The sequence below is a fragment of the Streptomyces daghestanicus genome, from assembly GCF_020521275.1.
GTDB classification, from domain to species: Bacteria; Actinomycetota; Actinomycetes; order Streptomycetales; family Streptomycetaceae; genus Streptomyces; species Streptomyces griseoviridis.
Genome location: NZ_BNDX01000002.1, coordinates 816,190 through 832,714, shown reverse-complemented (window position 1 = coordinate 832,714; position 16,525 = coordinate 816,190). Strand labels below are relative to the sequence as shown.

Sequence of the window (16,525 nt, the reverse complement as noted above, 5' to 3'; positions counted from 1 at the left end):
CACCCCTTCGTGTCGTTGATCGCTCACAGGTAGCCCATCTCGCGCAGCCGGCTGCTGGTGTAGTCGTCCTCGCCCGGTTCCTCCGGCGCGTCCGCCGGACCGGCCACGGACCGCACGGCGTCCGGCCGGTCGAGATGGCGGGCCGGCCCGGGGACGGGTACGTCCTCGGTGAACACCTCGGTGCGCGGACGGCCGTCGACGTCCTGCGGCCAGGCGGCCCCGAGGTCCGTCAGCAGCGTGGGCATCGCGTCGGTCAGCGGGATCGTGCCGGGCAGCCGGCCCGGGCGGACGCGTGGCGAGCGCTGTGCCCAGATGCCCTCGTACCGGTGGAGTCCGGTCTGCGGGCTGGGGGTCCACAGCTCGCCGGTCAGCGAGGTGACCGGAAGCACGGACTCGTCCGCCGGGACCAGCAGCAGATCGGGGGCGCGCTCACCGTTGCCGCCCGGGTACGCCTCCTGCCGGGGCAGGACCGCCCGGAACACCGGGTCCCCGGTGGGGCCCTTCAGCCCGCCGAGCAGGTCGGTCACCTCCGCAGTGACCCGGTCCCGGTCCCGGGGGGCCACGGTGCCCCGGATCTGGCGGGCCTTGAGATTGAGGTTGAGCCCGTAGGAGCCGGGGACCGGCATGTAGACGGCCGTCCGGGAGAAGTCCACCCGCCGCCCGCCGTCGGCGAACCAGCTCGCGGTGCCGTCCGCGGGCACCGCGCCGGTCTCGGTGGCGAGCAGGCCCGCCTCCTCCAGCACCTGGTGGACGGAGAACGCGTACCGGCCCCGGCCCAGGCCGTGGTCGGAGACGAGGGTCACCACGGTGTCCTCGTCCACCAGTGCCAGCAGCTCGCCCACCGCGGTGTCCAGCGCCCGGTAGACCCGGGTGAGGGCCCGCTCCCAGCCGCTGTCCGCCGGAGCGTCCTCGTGCCGGGGATGCTCCGCGTCCTCGTAGTGCCAGTAGTGGTGTCCGACCCGGTCGGCCTCGGTCAGGACGACCATGACGACGTCCGTGGGCCGGGTGGTCATCAGGTGCCGCACGGACCGGATGCGGGCCTCCACATTGCGTTCGGCCTGGTCCAGGTAGCTCATGTCGCCGCGGAACATCGTGGCGAGGTCGGATTGGAAGTGCGCGCGGGCCGCGGCCAGTTCGCGCAGCAGCGAGTCGGGCCGGCAGTGCCGCAGGGTGCGTTCCAGGGGCCAGGTGATCTGGTAGCCGGGCAGGTCGGCCGGCGGATGGGACATCGGGATGTTGACCAGCCCGAGCGTGTACGACTGTGCCGCCAGCCAGTCCCATGCCGAGGACCGCCCCAGGTCGCCGGCCCTGGTGATCCGGGCGCCGTAACCGGGGTCCTGGGTGTCGTAGAACTGGTAGATGCCATGGTTGCCCGGGGCGGCCGCGCTGACGAAGGTGGACCACCCGGGAGCGGTGTGGGCCGGCCAGGTGCAGGTGGTCCTGCTGCTGGCCGAGGCGGTCAGGAGACGCTCGATGTTCGGAAGCAGTCCCCGTCCCACCAGGGGGTCGATGAGATCGAACGTCCCGCCGTCGATTCCGATGACGAGGGCAAGCGGCGAGGGTGGCACGTGATTGCCTCCAGCTGTGTCGCCGGATGATCGGGTCTGACCGTAACACTGAGGCAAAACGTCATTCGAGGAAAGGTGGTTGTCCGGAGCACCTTGACCGAAAATGGAGGCTCGGACGGACACGCGTGGCGAGCGGTTCTTGATCCGCCTCAGGTTCCGGTCGACCGCAGATGCGCATGGCGATCTTCGCCCGGGTACCCGGGCCGTCGGCCGACTGCCATGCCGTTATGGCCAAAAGGAATCGCCCCGCTTGATCATCAGGCGCTTCTCGCGTGTATTCCGGGCAAGCGGCCCTTCCGAAATTCCACCTGCCGGTTGACTTCCCGGGCTTCGCCGGTGGAGCCTCTCCGGGCGGGCTATTCGCCGACGGTCCGGTCTCACCCCGTGTCCTGCCTCTGTCGTTCACGCCGATTTCCGCAGCGCACTCTCACGTTCTCCCGCGCTCGGAGCGCGCCGGGACTTCGCCGAGCCGTGCCGACTCTTCGCCGACGGAAAGGCCGATGCATGTCCCCGCCCCTGCCCTCCGCGCCGATCACCCTGGCCGTGGTGGTCCCCACCCGGGGCGACCACGAGCGGCTGCGCGTCACGCTCGCCTGTCTCGCCGCGCAGACCGGTGCGCCCGACCACGAGGTGATCGTGGTCGACGACAACGCGCCCGAGGACCGTCCGGCGCTCGCCGGCGTCCTGGCGGAGGCGGACGACCGGCTGCCGCTGCGGGTGGTGCCCGGACCCGGACGGGGGCGGGCGGCAGCCCGCAACGCGGGTGCCGGCGCGGCCGACGCCGCCTGGGTGGTCTTCCTCGACGCCGATGTCGTCGTCGGCCCGCGCTTCCTGCGGGCGTACGCCGACGCCGCCCGGCCCGGGGTCTTCCTCCACGGCCGGATGCGCGAACTCCCGACGGCGGCACGGCTGCTGACCGCGTTGAAGGACGCCCCCCGGCCGGAGATCCAGCGGACCGCGGCGGAGCTGACCGGCTCCGCGCCCGGCGCCCGGGACCGCGATCCCCTGCGCCGCACGATGGCGAACGCCCTGGAGCGCGCGGTCGAGGCGATGGACGCGGGCACCCTGCCGGACGTCGCCGCCTGGCTCGGCTTCGTCGGCGCCAACTCGGCCGTGCCCAGGGAGGCGTGGCGCTCCGTGGGCGGCTTCGACGAGGAGTTCGGGCGCTCCTGGGGCTGCGAGGACATCGAGTTCGGGGTACGGCTGCACACCGCCGGGCTGACGCGGTCCCTGGTTCCCGAGGCGTACGGCGTCCATCTCAGCCACACCAGGCCGGACCGCTGGCACCAGCACGGAAGGAACATGGAGCGGTTCGCGGCGCTGCACCCGCTGCCCGCGGTACGGGCCCTGACCGCCCTGCTCGGCCCGGACGGGACCCCCGAGCGCTATGTGGCCTCCGTCCAGGCCGAGACGGCGCGGTCCCGGCCGACCGGCACCCGGTGAGCGCGCCCCGCGGGACCCGCGCCCACCTGGTGGTCTCCCCGCACCCGGACGACGCGGTGTGGTCCCTCGGGGGCCGGCTGGCCCACTGGGCCGCGCGGGGGGTACCGGTCACGGTGGTCACGGTCTTCGACGGACCGGAGCCCGAGGGCGTTCCGGAACCCGAGGCCGTTCCGGGGGCCGAAGGCGTTCCGGGGGCCGAGGGCGTTCCGGGGGCCGGTCCGGCTCCCGTATCCGCGCCGCGGGAGCGGGCCTCGGCCCCGAGCCCGGCCGGCGGGTCCGGCACCCGGCCGCTCGCCGGCCGTCTGCCGCCGCGCCCGCGGGTCCCGGCCTCCGGTGCCTCCGGCTCGCCCGGCGCCCCGCGGCAGACCGCCCCGTCTCCCCCGCCGCTCCCGCACACGGACCCCTCGCCCGATGCCTGGCGGCGCGTCGCCCACCCCGCGCTCCGGCGTCGGGAGGACCGTGCCGCGCTCGGTGAGCTGGGTGTCGCGCACCTCTCCCTGGGCTTCACCGACGCCGCGCTGCGCACGTCGGACGGCCGGTACCGCTACCGCTCGGCGCCCCGGGTCTTCGCCGCGCGCCACCCGGACGACGACGACCTGCCCGGCGCGATCAGTGAGGCCCTGCGCCCGCTCTGCCCGCCCGGTACCCGGGTGCACGCTCCCCTGGCCGCCGGCCGGCATGTCGACCACGTGGTCTCCCGGGCCGCCGTGGAGCGCCTCGCCGCGCCCGGCACCGTCTGGTACGAGGACTTCCCCTACCCCTTGCGCGGACGGGACCACGACGGCCTCTCCGCCCGTTGCCAGCCCCTCACCGAGGCCGAGGTCGAGCGCTGGCTGGCCGCCGCCCTGCGGTACGCCAGCCAGGCCGAGGCCCTGTTCGGCGGAGCGGACGGGCTGCGCCGGGCCCTGCTCGCCCGGACCCGCGCCCACGGGGCCGAGGCGGGGACGCCGCACGCCGACCGCCACTGGCTGCGCGTCGAGCCGGGCCGCCCCTGGGAGGACCGTGCCGATACGTCATGACCTGCGGAAGGCATCGGACGGCCGAGGCGTCGGGAGACGGTCCGGCAGACCGGACCGGGCAGGTCCCGGAACCGAGCCGGGGCGGTGGCGCCCACGCGTGCCGCTCCCCCGATCACATCCGGCGCAGTCCTCCCGGCATGCCACCGGCCCGGGTGCCCCGGCCCCCCGTACGACCGCGCGACACGTGCTCCGTCGGACGACCGTGAAAGGACCGCAGATGCCGCCCCTCGCCCCGCTCCCGCTGATCGGCAACGATCTGGTCATCAACGAGGACTCCTGCAACCTCAGTTGCACCTACTGCCTGACCGGGCAGAGCAACCTCAAGGAGGGCCACTCCCTCAAGCTCATCTTCGATCCGCCCAAGCGTGACGACTACTCCCCGGCATCGGGGCTCGGCAAGCGCATCAACACCGTCGCCGACCGGCTCGGCAACCGGTTCGGCCTGCCGCTGCTGAAGGTCACCGGGGGCGAGATCTTCCTGGTCCGCGGGATCATGGACTTCCTGGAGGAGCAGTCCGCCAAGTACGAGGTCCTCGTCATCCAGACCAACGGCGTACTGGTCGGCGACGAACACCTCGCGCGGATGCGGTCGTGGGGCAACGTCGTCCTGCAGGTCTCCCTGGACAGCCACCTCTACCCGGGCAACAGCTACCGCGTGCAGTCGGAGTCGCTGCACACCAAGGTGGTCCGGGCCGTCAGCCGGATCCTCGACTCCGGCCTGCCGGTCGAGATCTACGGTGTCCTCAACGACCGCAGCGTCGGCGAACTGCCGGACTTCGCCGGCTGGCTCGCCTCCTTCGACAACCCGCCCACGTTCTTCCCCTTCCCGGTCCGCGGCCCGGACGCCGCGCAGTTCGCGGTACGGCCCGACCAGATCGGCCACATCGAGGAACTCGTCGAGCGGTACGACGAGTTCAGCCAGGTGCTGCCGCCGCGCGCCTACTTCGCCCGGCTGCTCAGCTTCTACCGCGAGGGCAAACGCACCTTCCGCTGCCATCTGCCCCGGCTGGTCGTCTCCAGCTTCAGCGACGGCGTCGTCACCCCCTGCCCCAACATCTGGTTCTCCGACATGGGCAACATCCTCGGCGAGGAGTCGGAGAACCTCCTGACCAAGCTCGGCTCCAGCGGCCTCTACCAGGCGCTCCTCGCGCCCAAGCCGAGGCTGAGCGCCTGCCATGGCTGCTTCACCCCGTGGGACACCCTCTCCATGTACTTCGAGGACGAGATCACCCTCGACGAGCTGTGCGCCGCCCCCACCTACGCCCCGCCCCGGATCCGCGGCATGATCGAGCACGCCAAGGCCGAGTACCTGGCGAGCAGCGATGGCTGAGGGCACCGGACGGGCCCCCGGCACGCTCCGAGGAGCGCTCCCCGGCACCCTCCTGGACGCCGTGGGACGCCTCGCCCCGGACACCCCGGTGCTGGCCGGCCGTACCGCGGCCGAGCTGACGGCCGAAGCGCACCGGGCCGCGGACGCCCTCAAGGCCCAGGGAGCCGAGGGCGAGGCGGTGGCGCTCCGGCTGCCCAACGGTCCCGACTGGGTGGTGCACTTCCTCGGCCTGCTCGCCGCGGGCGCCCGCCCGCTGCCCGTGGCACCCGACACCCCCGGCCCCGAGGTCGGCAGGCTGCTCGGGCTGACCGGTGGCGGCCGGGTGCTGGAGCCCGCCGACCGGGCCGGCCGGCCGGTCCGGCTGGAGGGCACCCCGGGTGCCCCCGCCGACGACGGCCCCGGCGTGCTGCTGCCCACCTCGGGCTCCACGGGCGCGCCCAAACTGGTCTGGCGCCCCGAGGCGAGCTGGCTGACCGAGGCCCGCCGCTACCGGGACGGCGTCGGCCTCACCGGCGAGGACGTCCTGCTGCTGCCCGTGCCGCTCGCGCACGCGTACGCCCTCGGCTGGATGTGCGGCGCGCTGCTCACCGGGGCCACCATCACGCCCGTGCCGCCCACCGGGCTCGGCGAGACGGCCCGCGCCCTCGCCGCCGGCGCCACCGTCGTCGCCCTGGTGCCCGCGACCGCACGGCTGCTGGCCACCCGGCAGCGGCTGCGCGCCCGCCGCGCCCGGCCGGACACGGCACCGCCGGCCCCCCGCCTGCGCATCGCCATGGCGGGCGCGGGTCCGGTCGACGGACCGCTCGACGCGCTGTTCCGCGAGGCGTACGGCATCGGACTCGCCCGGAACTACGGCTCCACGGAACTCGGCGGGGTCCTCTCCGGGCCGGCCGGGCTGCCCCCGCTGTGCGTGGGCACTCCCCTGCCCGGGGTGGGCGTCCGCCTCCTGGACCGCACCACGCGCGCCGAGACGGCGGACGGCCCCGGGATCCTCCAGATCCGCACCGACGCGCTGCCCGACTGGCACGACACCGGCGACCTGGCCGTGTTCGAGCGGGGCGCCTGGCGGATCCTCGGCCGCGAGGGCACCGCCGTCCGCCGCGGCGCCCGCTGGGTGGCGCCACTGGAGATCGAGTCGGTGCTGCGCACCCACGAGGGCGTGCGGGACGTGCGGGTCGCCGCCCGGCGCCGGGCCCACGAGGGCGAGGACGGGCTGGTCGCCGAGGTCGTCGTGTCCGACGAGACCGACGAGGAGGCGCTGCGGGCCCACGCGGCCCGGCACCTCGCCCCGCACAAGGTCCCCGACACCTTCGTGCTGCGCTCCGCCCTGCCGAAGACCGCCGTCGGCAAGGCCGCGGCCCCGGTCCGCTACCGCCTCACCACGCGGGCGCTGCGCGCCGCCCGCGCCTACAAGGCGTCCGAGCTGCTCTTCGCCCTCCACGGCCTCGGTGCCCTGGACCTCCTGGCCGAGGGCGCCGACCTCGCCGAGATCAGCGCCGCGCTGGACTGCGACACCCGGGCGCTGGAGCTGCTGCTGGACACCGCCGCGGCCCTCGGCCTGCTCTCCACCTCCCCCGGCGCCGGCGGCCCCGCGGTCGCCGGCGCGGAACTCGCCGCGTTCGTGGAACTGGAGGAACGGCTCTCCCGCGATCTGGTGAGCCGGGAGGCGCTGGCCGCGGTGGCGCGTACGGGCTTACACCACCGGCCGTTCGAACAGCGCCCGCCGGACGACGCGTTGGTGCGTGTGTACCAGGGCGCCATGAGCGGGCCCTCCGCCCGCGCCCGCACCGCTCTCGGGCTGCGGCTGGTCCGGGCGCGTCCCGGTACCCGGCTGGTGGAGGTCACCGCCGGACCCGGCCGCTACCTGGAGCGGCTGCTCGCCGGCGACCCCACGGCCACCGGCCACCTGTGGCAGACCGGCCGGCTCGCGGGGCCGGTGAGCGAGGCGGTGCGTGAGGCCGTCGCCGCCGGCCGGGTCACCACCGGGCCGGATCTGCCGCACGGCGACGCCGATGTCTGCGTCGTCGCCAACAGCGTCCACGACCCCGCCGGCGGCGCCCGCCTCGCGCCGCTGCTGCGGACCCTGAAACCCGGTGGCCGGCTCCTGGTCGACGATGTCTTCCTGCCCTCCGGCGCCCCGGACGGCGAGCCCGGCGAGGGTGCCGAGCTGGCACTGGACTGGCTCACGCACGGTGGCACCCGCTGGCCCACCCTCGCGGCGCTCACCGCCGCTCTGACCGAGGCGGGCGCGGACCTCGTCCGCGACCTTCCTCTCGAAGGTTCCCCCTGTCATCTCGTCCTGGCCAAGGAGGCCGACTGATGGGTGATCCCGTCGTCCGTATCGCCGAAACCATGGGACAGCGCGGCCGAGTGGTCGTGATCTCCGGAGCGTCCGGGAGCATCGGCAGCGCCTGCGCGGCCCAACTGGCCGAGCTCGGTGCCACCGTCGTCGCCGGCTACCACAGCGGCGAGGACCGGATGGGCAAGCTGGCCGCCCGCGTCGAGGAGGCCGGCGGGACGCTCGTCCCCGTCCGGGCCGACCTGTCGGAGCCGGACGGACCGGCCCAACTCGTCTCGGCGGCCCTCGACCGGTTCGGCCGGATCGACGGCCTGGTCGCCGCCGCCGGGCTGCGTACCCGGCGCCTCGCCATGGCCACCGACGCCGGCACGCTGGCCGAACTGCTCGACGTCAACCTGGCCGGCTCGGTCAACCTCGCCAAGGCGTGCCTGAAGCCGATGATGCGGGCCCGCTACGGCCGTATCGTCCTGTTCGGCTCCCGGGCCGGCACCAGCGGCCTGCCCGGACACAGCGCGTACGCGGCGACCAAGGGCGCCCTCCAGCCCTGGGCGGCCTCGCTCGCCGGCGAGGTCGGCAAGCACGGGATCACGGTCAACGTGGTGGCGCCGGGCGCCATCCGGGCCGAGGTCATGGACTTCTCCCCCGCGGAGCGGGACCTGGTGCTCCAGTTCATCGGCGCCGGACGGCTCGGCGAACCGGACGAGGTCGCCGCGGCGGTGTCGTTCCTGCTCTCCCCGGCGGCCTCCTACGTGAGCGGCAACACCCTCGTCGTGGACGGCGGTGCGCGCTTTTGATGCCCGGCGCGGCCGACGCACCCTCCGTGCCCGGCACGGCCGCCGCACCCGCGCGGTCCCGCCCGGCCGACGCCCCGCCCCTGCGCACGGCCGTCCTCGGGGCCGGCTGGGTCTCGCGCACGGTGTGGGTGCCGCTGCTGGAGGCGCATCCGGCGTTCGAGGTGGCGGCGCTCGTGGACGCCGACCAGGCCGCTGCCCGTGCCCTGGCGCCGCCCGGACGGGAGGTGGTCGTCGGCACCGGCCCGGAGGACCTCGCCGGCCTGCCCCTGGACCTCGCCGTGATCGCCCTGCCCAACCACCTCCATGTGCCTGTCGCCCGTACCCTGCTCGGCCGCGGGGTCCCCGTGTTCGTGGAGAAACCGGTCTGCCGCACCGCCGCCGAGGCCCGAGCCCTCGCCGAGGCCGCCCGGGGCGGGGCGGGCGTGCACGCCGGGAGCGCGGCCCGTCACCGCGCCGACGTCCGGGCCCTGGCGGCGCTGCTGCCCTCGCTCGGCGATCTGCGGGCCCTCGACCTCGACTGGTCCCGGGCATCCGGCATCCCGGAGCGCGACGGCTGGTTCACCGACCGCCGGCTGGCCGGCGGCGGGGCCCTGCTCGACCTCGGCTGGCACCTGCTGGACGTCGGTTTCGACCTGCTCGGCCGCCCCGGGGTGACGGACGCCCTGGGCACCGTCTCCGGTGACTGGCTCGGGGACGCGGACGCCGTCGCCGACTGGAGCGGGCGCGGGCGCGACGGCGGCACCCCGGCCCGCACGGCGGACGACCTGGTGGAGGACACCGCGCGCGGTTTCCTGCTCACCGACACCGGCGTCGCCGTCTCGCTCCGCGCGCGCTGGGCCTCGCACCAGGCCGTGGACCACACCACGGTCACCGTCGAGGGCACCAAGGGCGTCGCCGTCCTGCGCGGCACCTTCGGCTTCAGCCCGCACCGCGTCCAGCGCTCCTCGCTGACCGTGCTGCGGCGGGGTGAGCGCACCGAGGTAGCGCTGCCCGAGGAACCCGTGGGCGTCGAGTACGAGCGCCTCGTCGAGCACCTCGCCCGGCGGCTGACCGGCCCCGAGGCGTCCTCGCCCGACGCGGGCGGCGGCTCGCTCGCCGAGATCGGCGTACTCGCCTCGTGCGTCGACCGGCTCTACGCGGCGGCCGGACGCCCCGGCCTTCCCACGAAGCCACCGGAACCTCCCCGGGGCCAGGGGGCCCCGAAGACCCGGCAGTCCCTGTGACCACCCACCCGATCTCAGCTCCGGAGTGCCCATGAAATTCGCGTACTTCACCCACGTATGGGGACGGGAGAACATCTCCGTCCGCCAGCGGTACGAAGAGCTGTGGCAGGAGATCGAGGCCGCGGACCGGCTCGGCTTCGACTACGCCTTCTCCGTCGAACACCACTGCACCCCCGAGGAGAGCTGGATGTCCTCGCCGGCGGTGTTCTGCACCGGCGCTGCGCTGCGCACCGAGCGCATCCGGGTGGGGCCGATGGGCTGGGTACCGCCGCTGCACCACCCGCTGCACATCGTGGAGGAGGCCGCGACGCTCGACCACCTCCTCGGCGGCCGGCTGGAGGTGGGGCTCGCCTCCGGGGTCAGCGACCAGCCGTTCAAGCCGTTCGGCGCCGACTTCGCCGGACGCAAGGAGCGCACACGGGAGTGCGCCGACCTGCTGCGCACCGCGTTCGCCGGGAAGGGTTCCTTCGACTTCGACGGACCCGTGCACCGGCTGCGCGACATCACCCTGTCGTTCGGCGCCGAGCAGACCCCCCACCCGCCGCTGTGGATTCCCACCACGGACCGCGCGACCCTGCGCCACCTGGCGAAGACCGGCGGCCACACCTGTTCCACCATGATCGTCCCGAGGGCGGTCATGGGCCTCGTCTACCGCCACTACGTCGACTGGTGGCGCAAGGAGGGGCAGCCGGGCGCCCCGAACATCGGCTACTGGAGTCTGGTGCACGTGGCCGGGACGGACGCCGAGGCGGAGGCCCGGGCGGCGGAGCAGGCGACCCGCACCTTCGTCGAGACCCTGCGCTACGGGTCGGTGCGCCGCTCGGTCGACCGGCTCGCCCCGGCGAGTGGCCTGAGCACCGCGGACATCCTCGCCGGCTGCCACGACTTCCGGTTCCTGATGGACCACAACCTGATCTTCGTGGGTTCTCCGCGCACGGTCGCCGACCGCGTCGCCGAGGCGGCCCGCGAGGGGTACTTCAACACCCTCTTCGGGGAGTTCGTCTTCGGTGACATCACCGGGGACGAGGCGATCGGCTCCATGGAGCTGTTCGCCCGGGACGTCGTCCCGCACCTCGCCGCCTTCACCCCGTACGAACCGCCCGAGGCGGCCGCGCCGAGCGCCGCCGCCGCCTCCTGAGACCCCAGGGAATCCAGCCTTGACCTCCATGACCGAACCCGACGGAGTGCTGATCGCATTCGCCGGCGGCGACACCGCCGACCGCCAGGTGCTCGCCCGGCGCCTCACCGACACCGTCGTGCAGCGCGGAGCCCGGGCGACCGTCCTGGACGGTCCGGCGGTACCCGCCGGCCTGCGTGCCGCCCTCGTCCTCCAGGTGACCGGCGGACCCCGGGGTGCCGAGCCGATCGTCGTGCCTCCCGGCGAGCCCGATCCGCTGGACCACCTCCTGCGGGAGCTGGAGCGGCGCGGGCTGCCGCCGGCGTCCGCGGCGGCCTACAGCCCCGACGAGGAGGACGAGGTGGCCCGCCGTCTCGAAGCCCTCGGCTACATCGACTGACCGAGGCCGGCCCATGGTGACGCATGCCAGCAGTGAGCCGCGCGAGCGGCAGCTTCCCGAGCCGAAGCTCGTCGAGGACCTCGTGAGGCGGTTGCGCCAGGTACCCGACCGGCAGCGGCGCTTCTCGGTGACACCCGTTCAGGCCCGTCGCGTGCACGGCGTCCGCCCCGACCTGCTGGCCGCGCTCACCGCCGCCGGCGTCCCGCACGTCGGGGTGGGTGACGAACGGCTCTACGACGCCTACGACCTCGGCAACGCGGCTCTGCACCTGGGCCGGCTCTCGGTGCAGAGCCGGTCCATGCGCGCGTGGTCCAAGGCATGGCAGACCGCCCTCGGCCAGGCACCGGCCCACCGTGTGCAGGTGGTTTCCGCCTGCCCGGTACCGGGCCACCGCGGCCCCTGCCGCTACGGCGTGCTGCTGGGGGACCGGAGACACCAGGTCGAAGGTCCCGCGGCGGATGCCCGCCTGGGCGAGCTGCGCACCGCCCCCACTCGGGACTGGCCCGAACTTCCCGCAGCCGTACGGGAGTTGTTGCGGGAGGAGGCGGACATCGGGTTCTTCCTCCTGCCCGAGGCGGTGCGCTGGGACCAGGAGTTCATGTGGCGCACCCGCATGGCGGACTGCGGTGGCGCCGCCGCCTGGCTGGTCCACGAGGGCGGCCGGCGCGGCCTGCGGAGCCGGTTCTCCTTCGGCCTGCTGGTGGCCGCCCCCTACTCCACCCCGCACTGCTGGGCGGAGTTCCTCGTCGACGGGGTCTGGGTCCCGGTCGACCCGCTGCTCGTCCAGGCACTGAACCAGTGGGGCGGACTCGATCCGGGCGCCTTCCCGCCCGACGGCACCCCCGGTGCCCTCTTCCACCGCCTCACCGACCGCTTCACCAAGGTGGTGAGCCACGGTGGCGTCTGGGCGCAGGTGTCCTTGCCGACGGACCGGATCGACTGAGCGCGGGCCGGGCGGAAAGGCGACCCCGACGGCGCTTCACAGCACTTCCGGCACGGCCCCGGCCTTTTTCGGCCATCGTGTCCGCGACCCGGGCGCGTTGGGCGGTCACGCCCGGAACGACGGCCTAGGCTGACGGACGCGATCGGAGCGCAGGACCTCGTCGGCCTCGTGCCTCCGGGCACGTCGCTGACTCCCTCGACGACGAGAGGACGGGCATGACCCCTGAAGAACTGTCGGACTTCGCTCTGGAGTTGCCGAGCGCCACGGACGACGAGGCCTTCGGCCCCGGGGCCACGGTGTTCAAGGTCGAGGGCAAGGTGTTCGCCATCCTTCAGGACGCCACCGCCGAGGGACCCGCGCAGGTCACGCTGAAGTGTGAGCCCGACCTCGCGCTGCATCTGCGCGACCAGTACCCGGCGGTGGGGCCCGGCTACCACGTCAACAAGCGGCACTGGAACACGGTCCTGCTCGACTCCACCGTCCCGGCGTCCGAACTGCGGGAGATGGTGGAGCACTCCTACGACCGCGTGGTGTCCGGCCTGCCGAAGGCGGTGCGCGAGCGCCTGCGGCTCCAGCGGGGCTGACCCGAGGGGTCCGCCCGCACACCCCCGGCCGCCCGGCACCAGCAACTCGCCCCGACAACAAAGGAAAGAGCACCACTCATGGCAGTTCCTCAGCTGTCCCTCTTCGGGATCGTCGTCGACGACATGTCCAAGGCCCTGGCGTTCTACCGCCGCCTCGGGCTGGACATTCCCGCCGAGGCCGACTCGCAGCCGCACGTCGAGACCGTGCTGCCCGGCGGAGTACGGCTCGCCTGGGACACCGTGGAGACGGTCCGCAGCTACGACCCCGAGTGGAAGGCGCCCACCGGCAGCCACCGGTTCGCCGTCGCCTTCGAGTTCCCCGACGCACAGGCCGTCGACGCGAAGTACTCCGAACTGGTCGACGCCGGCTACGTCGGCCACGTCGAGCCGTGGAACGCCGTCTGGGGTCAGCGCTACGCCATCGTCCTCGACCCCGACGGCACCGCGATCGACCTGTACGCGCCGCTGGCCGACTGAACCGGCCCACGGCGGGCGCCGGCCGGCCCCCTGGCCGGCCGGCGCCGCGACGGGGCCCGGCCCGTCCGCCTCACCCGGGCAGGCGTCCGCCTCCCGGCAGGCCCAGCAGCTCCCGCAGTGCGGGAGCCACGTCGTACAGCGACAGGTCCTCCGCGCGGCCCGGTGCGATGCCCGGGGTGTCGAGCACGAGGATGCCGGTGTCACCGTGGTTGGCGTGGTCGGGGCCGGTGTCGTTCTCGGTGGTGTACAGCCCCTGGCCCATGCCCAGCGTGGCCAGCGCGCGCCAGCGCAGGTTGCCCACGTAGACCAGCAGGTCGGGGGCGATGCCGTTGACTTCCGGGTAGAGCTGCTCGGGACGCAGGGCGCGGGTGCCCATCGGGTTGCCCTGGTCGTCGGGCAGCCGTTCCAGCGCGCTCGCGATACGGTCCAGGGTGGCGTCGTACTCGCCCGCCGGTACGGTGCCCTCGGGTTCGCGCCCCTCCACGTTGAGGAAGATCCGGCCGTAGTAGCCGCCCTCCGCCCAGGCCGTGGTCCGCTTCCAGTCGACGTGCGCCCGCGCCATCGGCGTCGGTCCGGCGGGCTCCTTCGCCAGGACGAGCAGCCCCTCCCGCCGCAGCCACTCGTTGATGAACAACCCGCCGACCATCGGCTGCGCCCCGTGGTCGGAGACCACCAGGACGGAGGTGTTCTCCGGCAGGCACTCCAGGAAGTCGCCGATGTGCCGGTCCAGCGCGCGGTAGTAGTCGCGGAACAGGTTCTCGTAGGGGTTGCCGGGCTCGTGGCGGGGGTGTCCCGGGTCGCAGTACTTCCAGAAGCCGTGGTGCAGCCGGTCCGGGCCCATGTCGACGAAGGAGAGGAACTCCCAGTCCTGATGGGTGGCCAGATGCCGGGCCACCTGGAAGCGCTGCTCGCTCATGTCGAAGATCTGCTGGGAGACCCGGCCCAGCTCGGGCGAGCGGAAGTTCTCCACGTCGAGCGCGTAGCCGCCGGTCAGCTTCTCCAGGTCGTCGCGGAGCGCGGGCGGTGAGGTGAACTCGGAGCGGGTCGAGGGAGCGAGGAAGCAGGAGACCATCGCGCCACGGATCGGGGTCGGCGGATAGGTGCCCGGCACGCCCAGCACCACGCTGTCCCGGCCCTCGGCCGTCATCTCGTCCCAGATCCGCGGGGCCCTGATGCTGCGCGAGGTGGCGAAGGCGAGCGGCCCGTAGTCGTGGGCCGCCCGGTCCCGGAAGCCGTACACACCGAGTTCGCCCGGTGTCCGGCCGGACATCATGCACGACCAGGCCGGCATGGTGATGGGCGGGTCGACGCTGCGCATCGGGCCCCACAGCGAGCGCTGCCGCAGAGCGCTCAGGACGGGCATGTCCTCGGCGAACCGGTCGAACATCAGCTGCGGCGTCGCCGAGTCGAGTCCGATCACGGCCACCCTGCCGGGCTGGGGCATCGATTCCTGCCTTCCTGGGGAACGGGGGTCGGGGGCGGTCCAGAGCGGTCAGTCCGGTCCGGCCGCCGGAGGCACGAGCCGGGTGAGGGCCTGGGCGGCGACGCGGTAGCCGAGCGCGCCCAGGCCCATCACCACGCCCGCGGCGAGCGGGGCGGTGACGGACATGTGGCGGAAGCTCTCGCGCGCCCACACGTTGGACAGGTGCACCTCGATCCAGGGCGGCGCGAAGTCCTCCAGCGCGTCCCTCAGCCCCCAGCCGGCGATCATCAGCGCCCCGGGGTTGACCAGGGCGCCGACCGCGTCGCCGTGCTGCTGGAGCAGCTCGATCAGCTCCCCCTCGCCGTTGCGCTGCTCGGCGACCAGGGTCCAGCCGCGGGAGGAGACCTCCTCGGCCACGTCCGCCTCGATCCGGGCCAGCGTGGTGGTTCCGTAGATCTCCGGCTGCCGGGTGCCGAGGGTGCCGAGGTTGGGGCCGTTGAGCAACAGCACATGGCTCATTCCCGGTCCTCCTCGCGGACGTCCAGGACGACCGCGCCGTCGAGCCCCAGCGGCCGGATGCCGATGGAGGCCAGTACGGTCGGTGCCACGTCCACCATGTCGTACGGCTCCTGCGGCACACCGTCGTCCGCCCTCGGGGCGGGAGCGCCACGCCGGTAGAACACGGCGTTCTCCCGGGTGTGGGTGCCGGTCAGCGCGTCGGAGCGCAGGAGGGCCGTGCCCTCCCAGCCGCCGCGCAGCTGCACGCCCGGAGCGGGCAGTGCCAGCAGGTCCGCCGCATGGCCGGCCAGCGGCCCGTGGTAGAGGTCCGCCGGCCGGAACACCGCGGAGACCAGCGGGGGACCGTCCACGTCGGCGCCGACGTGCTCCCCGTCGCAGCGCAGCGCGGTCAGTTCACCGGCGATCTCCTCGGCCAGCTCCTCCGCCTCGGACGCGGTGAGTCCGCCGCCCCCGAACCGCTCCTTGCGGTGCAGGTAGATCCGGGCGGGATCGAGCGCGAAGGCCCGGGTGCGGGCGTCGAGTCCGGCGGCGAGCTTGGGGGCGGAGCCCAGCGGGGCCAGGTAACCGGCTTCCCTCAGCCAGGAGTTGACGTAGAACTGCCGGTCGGCGGGGCCGAAGCCGTGATCGCTGACGAGGAACAGCTCGTCGTCGTCCCGGCACAGGTCGACGAGCCGGCCGACGCAGGAGTCGACCAGCCGGTAGAAGTCCCGCACGGCCCCGTGCAGCGGATCGGCGGGGTCGGCCACGGCCCGCCAGAGGAAGTGGTGCACCCGGTCGGTCTCGGTGATGACGGCCACGCCCAGGTTCCACGGTTCGTGGGCGAGCAGGTGCTCCATGGCGTCGGTGCGCGCCCGCAGTGCCCGTACCGCCCGGCCGAGGAACCCCTCGGGGTCGCCGGCCACGTCGCCGACCTCGACGTCCAGTTCGTAGTCGAAGCCGCGCAGGACCGGCAGCAGCCGTGCCGGGGTCACCGCGTTCTCCATCCGGGGGGCCACGAATCCGGAGACCACGACGCAGTCGGCGGCCGGCGCGGGATAGGTGCCGGGGACGTTGAGGCACACGGTGCGGCCGCCCGCCGCGGCGGTCAGTGCCCACAGCGGGGGCTGGCGCAACTGCATCAGGTTCGGGAAGTGCGTCCGGTAGTCCGCGTCCGGCACGAGGTCGGTGAAGCCGAAGATGCCGTGCCGGCCGGGGTTGGTACCGGTGAGGAAGGTGGCCCACGAAGTGGAGCTGATCTCCGGTACCGGCGCCCGCAGCGGGGCGCAGTGGCCTTCTTCGAGCAGCTCGCCGATGCGGGGCAGGGTCCCCTCCGCCGCGAGTTCGGTCAGCAGGGTGCGTGGCATTCCGTCCAGCCCGATGATCAGGGCGCGCTCGGCCATGTCCGCT

Annotated in this window: 15 protein-coding genes; 11 read left to right on the top strand and 4 right to left on the bottom strand. The window is 74.0% G+C overall.

Features of this window, described 5'->3' with window-relative positions; translation table 11 throughout:
- Window positions 1–23 precede the first annotated feature (23 nt).
- Window positions 24–1,568, bottom strand: a complete 1,545-nt coding sequence (locus tag Sdagh_RS04020; RefSeq protein WP_190078380.1) for an alkaline phosphatase family protein — start codon at window positions 1,566–1,568, stop codon at window positions 24–26.
- Window positions 1,569–2,072: 504 nt separating this feature from the next.
- Here Sdagh_RS04020 and Sdagh_RS04015 point away from each other — a divergent pair.
- From Sdagh_RS04015 to Sdagh_RS03965, 11 genes are all read left to right on the top strand, one after another.
- Complete coding sequence (locus Sdagh_RS04015; protein ID WP_190078381.1) at window positions 2,073–3,011, top strand: glycosyltransferase family 2 protein; 939 nt, start codon at window positions 2,073–2,075, stop codon at window positions 3,009–3,011.
- Complete coding sequence (locus tag Sdagh_RS04010; protein ID WP_189422551.1) at window positions 3,008–4,030, top strand: PIG-L deacetylase family protein; 1,023 nt, start codon at window positions 3,008–3,010, stop codon at window positions 4,028–4,030. The genes Sdagh_RS04015 and Sdagh_RS04010 overlap by 4 nt, the downstream gene beginning before the upstream one ends.
- A 217-nt stretch (window positions 4,031–4,247) precedes the next feature.
- A complete protein-coding gene (locus Sdagh_RS04005) occupies window positions 4,248–5,360 on the top strand; it encodes a radical SAM protein (RefSeq protein WP_190078382.1) in 1,113 nt (370 codons plus the stop codon).
- Window positions 5,353–7,680, top strand: coding sequence for an AMP-binding protein (locus Sdagh_RS04000; protein ID WP_190078383.1), 2,328 nt, complete (start codon window positions 5,353–5,355; stop codon window positions 7,678–7,680). The genes Sdagh_RS04005 and Sdagh_RS04000 overlap by 8 nt, the downstream gene beginning before the upstream one ends.
- A complete protein-coding gene (locus Sdagh_RS03995; RefSeq protein WP_189422545.1) occupies window positions 7,680–8,453 on the top strand; it encodes an SDR family NAD(P)-dependent oxidoreductase in 774 nt (257 codons plus the stop codon). The genes Sdagh_RS04000 and Sdagh_RS03995 overlap by 1 nt, the downstream gene beginning before the upstream one ends.
- Window positions 8,454–8,479: 26 nt before the next feature.
- Window positions 8,480–9,676, top strand: coding sequence for a Gfo/Idh/MocA family protein (locus Sdagh_RS03990; RefSeq protein ID WP_226534509.1), 1,197 nt, complete (start codon window positions 8,480–8,482; stop codon window positions 9,674–9,676).
- Between the two features lie 31 nt (window positions 9,677–9,707).
- Window positions 9,708–10,814 carry an LLM class flavin-dependent oxidoreductase gene (locus tag Sdagh_RS03985; RefSeq protein WP_189422541.1) on the top strand — a complete coding sequence of 369 codons (1,107 nt, stop codon included), beginning with the start codon at window positions 9,708–9,710 and terminating at the stop codon, window positions 10,812–10,814.
- Window positions 10,815–10,842: 28 nt separating this feature from the next.
- Window positions 10,843–11,193: a hypothetical protein gene (locus Sdagh_RS03980; protein WP_189422539.1), complete on the top strand. Its 351-nt coding sequence runs from the start codon at window positions 10,843–10,845 to the stop codon at window positions 11,191–11,193.
- Window positions 11,194–11,206: 13 nt separating this feature from the next.
- The gene (locus Sdagh_RS03975; protein WP_189422537.1) at window positions 11,207–12,136 is read left to right on the top strand and encodes a transglutaminase-like domain-containing protein; all 930 of its coding nucleotides are present in this window, start codon (window positions 11,207–11,209) and stop codon (window positions 12,134–12,136) included.
- A gap of 215 nt (window positions 12,137–12,351) precedes the next feature.
- Entirely contained in the window at window positions 12,352–12,720 is a 369-nt protein-coding gene (locus Sdagh_RS03970) for an MmcQ/YjbR family DNA-binding protein (RefSeq protein ID WP_189422535.1), read from the top strand.
- Window positions 12,721–12,798: 78 nt separating this feature from the next.
- Complete coding sequence (locus Sdagh_RS03965; protein WP_189422533.1) at window positions 12,799–13,197, top strand: VOC family protein; 399 nt, start codon at window positions 12,799–12,801, stop codon at window positions 13,195–13,197.
- Window positions 13,198–13,267: 70 nt separating this feature from the next.
- Here Sdagh_RS03965 and Sdagh_RS03960 read toward each other — a convergent pair whose 3' ends face one another.
- The 3 genes from Sdagh_RS03960 to Sdagh_RS03950 are packed head-to-tail and all read right to left on the bottom strand — an operon-like array spanning window position 13,268 to window position 16,518.
- A complete protein-coding gene (locus tag Sdagh_RS03960; RefSeq protein WP_189422530.1) occupies window positions 13,268–14,641 on the bottom strand; it encodes an alkaline phosphatase family protein in 1,374 nt (457 codons plus the stop codon).
- Window positions 14,642–14,689: 48 nt separating this feature from the next.
- The gene (locus Sdagh_RS03955) at window positions 14,690–15,139 is read right to left on the bottom strand and encodes a type II 3-dehydroquinate dehydratase (protein WP_189422520.1); all 450 of its coding nucleotides are present in this window, start codon (window positions 15,137–15,139) and stop codon (window positions 14,690–14,692) included.
- On the bottom strand, window positions 15,136–16,518 hold the full coding sequence (locus Sdagh_RS03950) for an alkaline phosphatase family protein (RefSeq protein ID WP_190012101.1): 1,383 nt from the start codon (window positions 16,516–16,518) through the stop codon (window positions 15,136–15,138). The genes Sdagh_RS03955 and Sdagh_RS03950 overlap by 4 nt, the downstream gene beginning before the upstream one ends.
- Between the last annotated feature and the right edge of the window lie 7 nt (window positions 16,519–16,525).

What these genes read in the sequence shown, in the direction of transcription:
- Sdagh_RS04015 (WP_190078381.1), top strand. Translation starts at nt 2,073, where the DNA reads ATGTCCCCGCCCCTGCCCTCCGCGCCGATCACCCTGGCCGTGGTGGTC.
- Sdagh_RS04005 (WP_190078382.1), top strand. Translation starts at nt 4,248, where the DNA reads ATGCCGCCCCTCGCCCCGCTCCCGCTGATCGGCAACGATCTGGTCATC.
- Sdagh_RS04000 (WP_190078383.1), top strand. Translation starts at nt 5,353, where the DNA reads ATGGCTGAGGGCACCGGACGGGCCCCCGGCACGCTCCGAGGAGCGCTC.
- Sdagh_RS03995 (WP_189422545.1), top strand. Translation starts at nt 7,680, where the DNA reads ATGGGTGATCCCGTCGTCCGTATCGCCGAAACCATGGGACAGCGCGGC.
- Sdagh_RS03985 (WP_189422541.1), top strand. Translation starts at nt 9,708, where the DNA reads ATGAAATTCGCGTACTTCACCCACGTATGGGGACGGGAGAACATCTCC.
- Sdagh_RS03980 (WP_189422539.1), top strand. Translation starts at nt 10,843, where the DNA reads ATGACCGAACCCGACGGAGTGCTGATCGCATTCGCCGGCGGCGACACC.
- Sdagh_RS03975 (WP_189422537.1), top strand. Translation starts at nt 11,207, where the DNA reads ATGGTGACGCATGCCAGCAGTGAGCCGCGCGAGCGGCAGCTTCCCGAG.
- Sdagh_RS03970 (WP_189422535.1), top strand. Translation starts at nt 12,352, where the DNA reads ATGACCCCTGAAGAACTGTCGGACTTCGCTCTGGAGTTGCCGAGCGCC.
- Sdagh_RS03965 (WP_189422533.1), top strand. Translation starts at nt 12,799, where the DNA reads ATGGCAGTTCCTCAGCTGTCCCTCTTCGGGATCGTCGTCGACGACATG.
- Sdagh_RS03960 (WP_189422530.1), bottom strand. Translation starts at nt 14,641, where the DNA reads ATGCCCCAGCCCGGCAGGGTGGCCGTGATCGGACTCGACTCGGCGACG.
- Sdagh_RS03955 (WP_189422520.1), bottom strand. Translation starts at nt 15,139, where the DNA reads ATGAGCCATGTGCTGTTGCTCAACGGCCCCAACCTCGGCACCCTCGGC.
- Sdagh_RS03950 (WP_190012101.1), bottom strand. Translation starts at nt 16,518, where the DNA reads ATGGCCGAGCGCGCCCTGATCATCGGGCTGGACGGAATGCCACGCACC.